3 protein-coding genes are annotated in these 4,595 nt (G+C 43.2%); 2 read left to right on the forward strand and 1 reads right to left on the reverse strand.

Annotation, left to right across the window (positions count from 1 at the left end; genetic code table 11):
• The coding region (locus tag WBJ10_RS05955; protein WP_424288604.1) for a TlpA family protein disulfide reductase at positions 1-773 on the forward strand (773 nt) is incomplete at its 5' end.
• A gap of 243 nt (positions 774-1,016) precedes the next feature.
• On the opposite strand, the gene purD is transcribed toward WBJ10_RS05955, so the two are convergent.
• Positions 1,017-2,303, reverse strand: a complete 1,287-nt coding sequence (purD, locus tag WBJ10_RS05960) for a phosphoribosylamine--glycine ligase (protein ID WP_424288605.1) — start codon at positions 2,301-2,303, stop codon at positions 1,017-1,019.
• Positions 2,304-2,746: 443 nt separating this feature from the next.
• Here purD and WBJ10_RS05965 point away from each other — a divergent pair.
• Positions 2,747-4,595: SusC/RagA family TonB-linked outer membrane protein (locus WBJ10_RS05965; protein ID WP_424288606.1), on the forward strand; the 1,849-nt coding region annotated here is incomplete at its 3' end.

Here is a 4,595-nt window from a genome sequence, read left to right on the forward strand (position 1 = left end):
ATGACGATGTGATAAATTACACCGCTGGCCAGTCGCCTTTTATGGCCAAGCTCTCGGCCCTGAATGAGGCAGCTGAGCGCCAATCGCAATTGGGTGTGCCGCTGGACTCCATCCTTAAAATGTACCAGCCATCCATGAAGGAAGCTGAAAGGGAACTTGCCGACTATCAAAAGAATTATGTCGCGAAAAACCCTTCAGCATTTATTTCGGTGCTACTCCTTCCGGAAATGACGAGGTCAACGTATAATTTCTTAGCAGCCGATTCATCTTTCAATAAGCTGGATTCCAGTGTCAGATTAAGCCCGACGGGAAAGGCCATTAATGAATACATCAGTAAGGAAAAAAAGACGTCCATTGGAGCTTTTGCCCCAGAGTTTGCTGCGGCAGATACTGCGGGAAAGGCGGTTGCCTTGTCATCCCTCAAAGGGAAATATGTTTTGCTTGATTTCTGGGCAGCCTGGTGCGGGCCATGCCGGCAGGAAAACCCGAATGTGGTGAGAGCCTTTCATAAATACAAAGACAAGGGCTTTACAGTTATGGGCGTATCGCTCGATCGCGATCGGAAAGACTGGCTTAGAGGAATTAAAGATGATCAGTTAATTTGGACGAACGTGTCTGAACTGAAGTATTTTCAAAGTCCGACAGCGATGTTGTATAATATTGTCAGCATCCCGAGGAATTTCTTGCTTGATCCTACAGGTAAGATCATTGCACGTGATTTAAGAGGACCTGCCTTGTTGGATAAACTAGAGGAGATTTTTAATGTTGATTGATAGCTATTAAACTGCGAATCCCACCGATGCCGTTTGTCTGTAACTGTTAGCGGGATCTGCGTCCTTAGCGTTTGTTCGCCCTTAGAAGAACGTTGGTCGACCCTTGCTACACCTTTGCTATATCGCTATAAGGTCCCTATAAGGTCGCTATAAGGACCCTATAAGGTCCCTATAAAGTCAATATAAGGTGATATTGAAGATCCCTTGTCTTTGTTCCTTGTTCTTTGTTCCTTGCTCCTTACTCTACATGAGGTCCGCCCCAATATCCTCCCTAAAATACCTTCCATCAAAATAAATCCTCCCCGCATCTGCAGTGGCTTTTTGCACGGCATCAAACAGATTGTCTTGCAGTGAGGTAATCGCAATTACACGCCCGCCGGTCGACTTAACCAGCCCGTTCTCAAGTTCAGTTCCAGCGTGGAAAGCACGCGAATGACGTAGGTTATCAATACCCGAGAGGGTTTTGCCTTTAAGGTATTCGCCAGGATAACCGCCAGCTACCAGCATAATTGTGGCTGCTATTTTGGGAGATATGATCAGTTCTTTCTCTGAAAGGTTTTCTTCAGCAACCCCTTTAAACAGTTCAATAAGGTCGCTTTCGATACGAGGTATTACACTTTCAGTTTCCGGATCGCCCATACGGACATTATATTCAATAACATAGGGATCTTTACCATCAGTCGTATCTGAAGCCATCAGGCCGATAAAAATGAAACCCTTGTACGGGATATTGTCTTGTTTTAATCCCTCAATAGTTGGAATGATGATGCGGTCTTCCACTTTTTTCATAAATGTAGCGTCCGCAAAGGGTACCGGAGATATTGAACCCATCCCTCCCGTATTTAATCCCGTGTCACCTTCACCTATCCGCTTATAATCTTTCGCTTCCGGAAGAATCTTATATGATTTACCATCAGTTAGTACAAAAACTGACAGCTCTATCCCCGTAAGGAATTCCTCCACAACAACCATTTTGCTGGCCTCCCCGAACTTCGCGTCGGCGAGCATGGCCTGCAGTTCCAATTTAGCTTCTTCCAGAGTTTCGCATATCAGTACACCTTTCCCCGCAGCGAGGCCATCAGCCTTTAACACTATGGGAAGTTTTTGTGTCTCTAAATAATGCAACCCTTCCTGCAAAGTTTCAACCGTGAAAGATTTGAAAGCAGCAGTTGGGATACCGTGCCTGATCATGAACTGTTTGGAAAAATCTTTACTGCCTTCTAGCTGGGCACCTTCCTTCTGTGGGCCGATAACCGGCACATGCTGTAAATCTTCGCGGCCCAGAAAATAGTCGTGAATCCCTTTTACTAAAGGCTCTTCCGGACCAACAACTACCATCTTCACTTCATTTTTGAGCACAAAGTCGCCTATAGCTTCAAAATCAGTGGCCTTCAGGTTCACATTTTTTCCGTAAGCACCAGTCCCTCCGTTTCCCGGAGCAATATATAATTGCGATAAAAGCGGGCTTTGTGCCATTTTTGATGCGAAAGCGCTTTCGCGTCCGCCCGAGCCAATGAGAAGAATGTTCATACTGCGAAGATAAAGATTTTAGGGAATGTGCGACCCAATGAAACCTAGCTATTCGATCTTAAATTCTTCCAGAGGCTAAACACCGTATGAAATAATCATTATTTAACAAAAGGTCAAAGGATCATGATATTTCATCCATATCCAATAGTGCCGGATGAGAGGACCGGTATTTCAGTCCTGGTACATAGAACTGCTCGTTCTTCTTGATGTAATCAGTTTTCTGCCATAGCTAAAGCCCTGAATATCACATATCATTTTCGGTAACGTTTTCGATAACGTTCTCGCTCTTTTATTCCTCAGATTGCGATGTTGGATACCATTTATGCCTAATTTGGTGAAACAAAAAAGCTAAAATTTCGTGGGGGTACACAATTTCAATACATAAAGAAAATACTGAGAATTAACTTTTAATGATGAATAAACTAAACTAAAAAGCACGACGAATGAAAAGTAAAAAACCTCAATGGATTATCTCGCCCTATCTGGGTGTAATGATTCTCGCTCTGATTTTGTTGAATCCTATTCGGCTCCAGGCGCAAGATTTAAGAGAAATTAAGGGAACAGTATTGGACAACGCCACACGTACTAGTTTGCCAGGCGTAAGTGTTATGGTGAAGGGGACCAACCGGGGGGTCTCTACGGGACTGAACGGAGAATTCGTAATTAGTGCCAAGACAGGCGATGTCATCGTGGTTTCCTTTATCAGTTATGAGAAACAAGAAATTGTTGTGGCCGACCAAAGTGTTCTAAGCATCTTGTTAAAGGAAAGTACATCCCAAATGGATGAAGTGGTAGTTGTTGGTTATGGTACTCAACGAAAAGCAACCTTAACAGGTGCCGTTGCGAATATTTCTAATAAGGAGCTTAAAAAGAGTCCAAATACTAACCTGAGTAATTCTCTTGCAGGGCTCCTTCCTGGAGTTATCACTGCTAACAGATCAGGTGAACCCGGCAGAGACAATTCGACGATTCTAATTCGTGGAAGAAGTACAACCGGTAATACCAGCCCGCTTGTAGTGGTTGACGGAGTACAGGGAGTTACCGGTTGGGAGCGGATCAATCCCAATGATATAGAATCTATTTCTGTATTGAAGGATGCATCTGCCGCCATTTATGGTGCTCAGGCTGCAAATGGGGTAATTCTTATTACCACTAAAAGAGGTACAACAGGAAAACCTTCCATTAACTATTCATTTAACCAGGGTTTAAGTCAACCAACCAGGGTACCGGAGATGGCCAGCTCAGCAGTTTTTGGAGAGTATGTAAATGAATTGCTAGCTAAGGATAATCAACCGGCACGCTGGACTGAGGCGGAATTAAAGATTTTCAGAGATGGAAGTGATCCCATTAATTATCCGAGCGTAAACTGGTATGATGAAATCTTAGAGGATAACACGTTTCAAAGCCAGCATAATCTTGCGGTGAGAGGCGGCAGTGAAAATGTGAAGTATTCTGTATCTGGATCATTTTCTAATCAGAATGGAATATTTAAAAACGGATCTACGAACTTTAAAGCTTATACTCTTAGGTCAAACATCGATGCTAACATTAATAAATATATTAAAGTTGGTTTAGATGTAAATGCGGGACTTGATGACGGTAACTATCCGACAGCAAGTACGTCGACAACCTTTGGTCGTATGCTGGTTGTGCCATGGATGCCTGTTTACTGGTCTAATGGTTTCCCGTCTGCGGGAATCGAAAGAGGGGATAACCCAGCTGTAATGGTAACCGATGCCACCGGGTATAATAGTGAGATGATGCAGCGTTTTCAGACTAAAGCTTCATTTGATATTGCTGCACCATTTCTTGAGGGATTAGGTGTGGATGGCTATTATGTTTACACAAACAACCAGGGTGTAAATAAACTATTCCAAAAGCCTTGGACTGTATATGACTATAACAAAACGGCAAATACATATATTCCCATCGGTGGGGGTGGTATTTTACAACCTCAGCTAAGACAAGCTTATAACAGGGGTAGAAGTTCACTAATGAATTTTAGGATCAAATATGAAAAAGCATTTAGCCAGCATAGAGTAAACACATTTATTGCCGTAGAGCAGGAGGAAGGTTATAGTGATGGTTTTTCAGCCTTCAGAAGAAACTTTTTATCCGCTCAGGTCGATGAGTTATTTGCTGGTAGTCTTGCCGGACAGGAAGCGTCTGGTTCAGCATCAGAAAGCGGCAGACAAAATCTATTCGGTCGCTTAGGTTATGGTTTTAAGGATAAATACCTGGTGGATTTCAATTTCCGGTATGATGGCTCCGCTAACTTCCCGGAAGGTAATC

Origin of the sequence: Daejeonella sp. (assembly GCF_049655485.1) — a bacterium.
Taxonomy (GTDB): domain Bacteria; phylum Bacteroidota; class Bacteroidia; order Sphingobacteriales; family Sphingobacteriaceae; genus Daejeonella.

What these genes read in the sequence shown, in the direction of transcription:
- purD (WP_424288605.1), bottom strand. Translation starts at nt 2,303, where the DNA reads ATGAACATTCTTCTCATTGGCTCGGGCGGACGCGAAAGCGCTTTCGCA.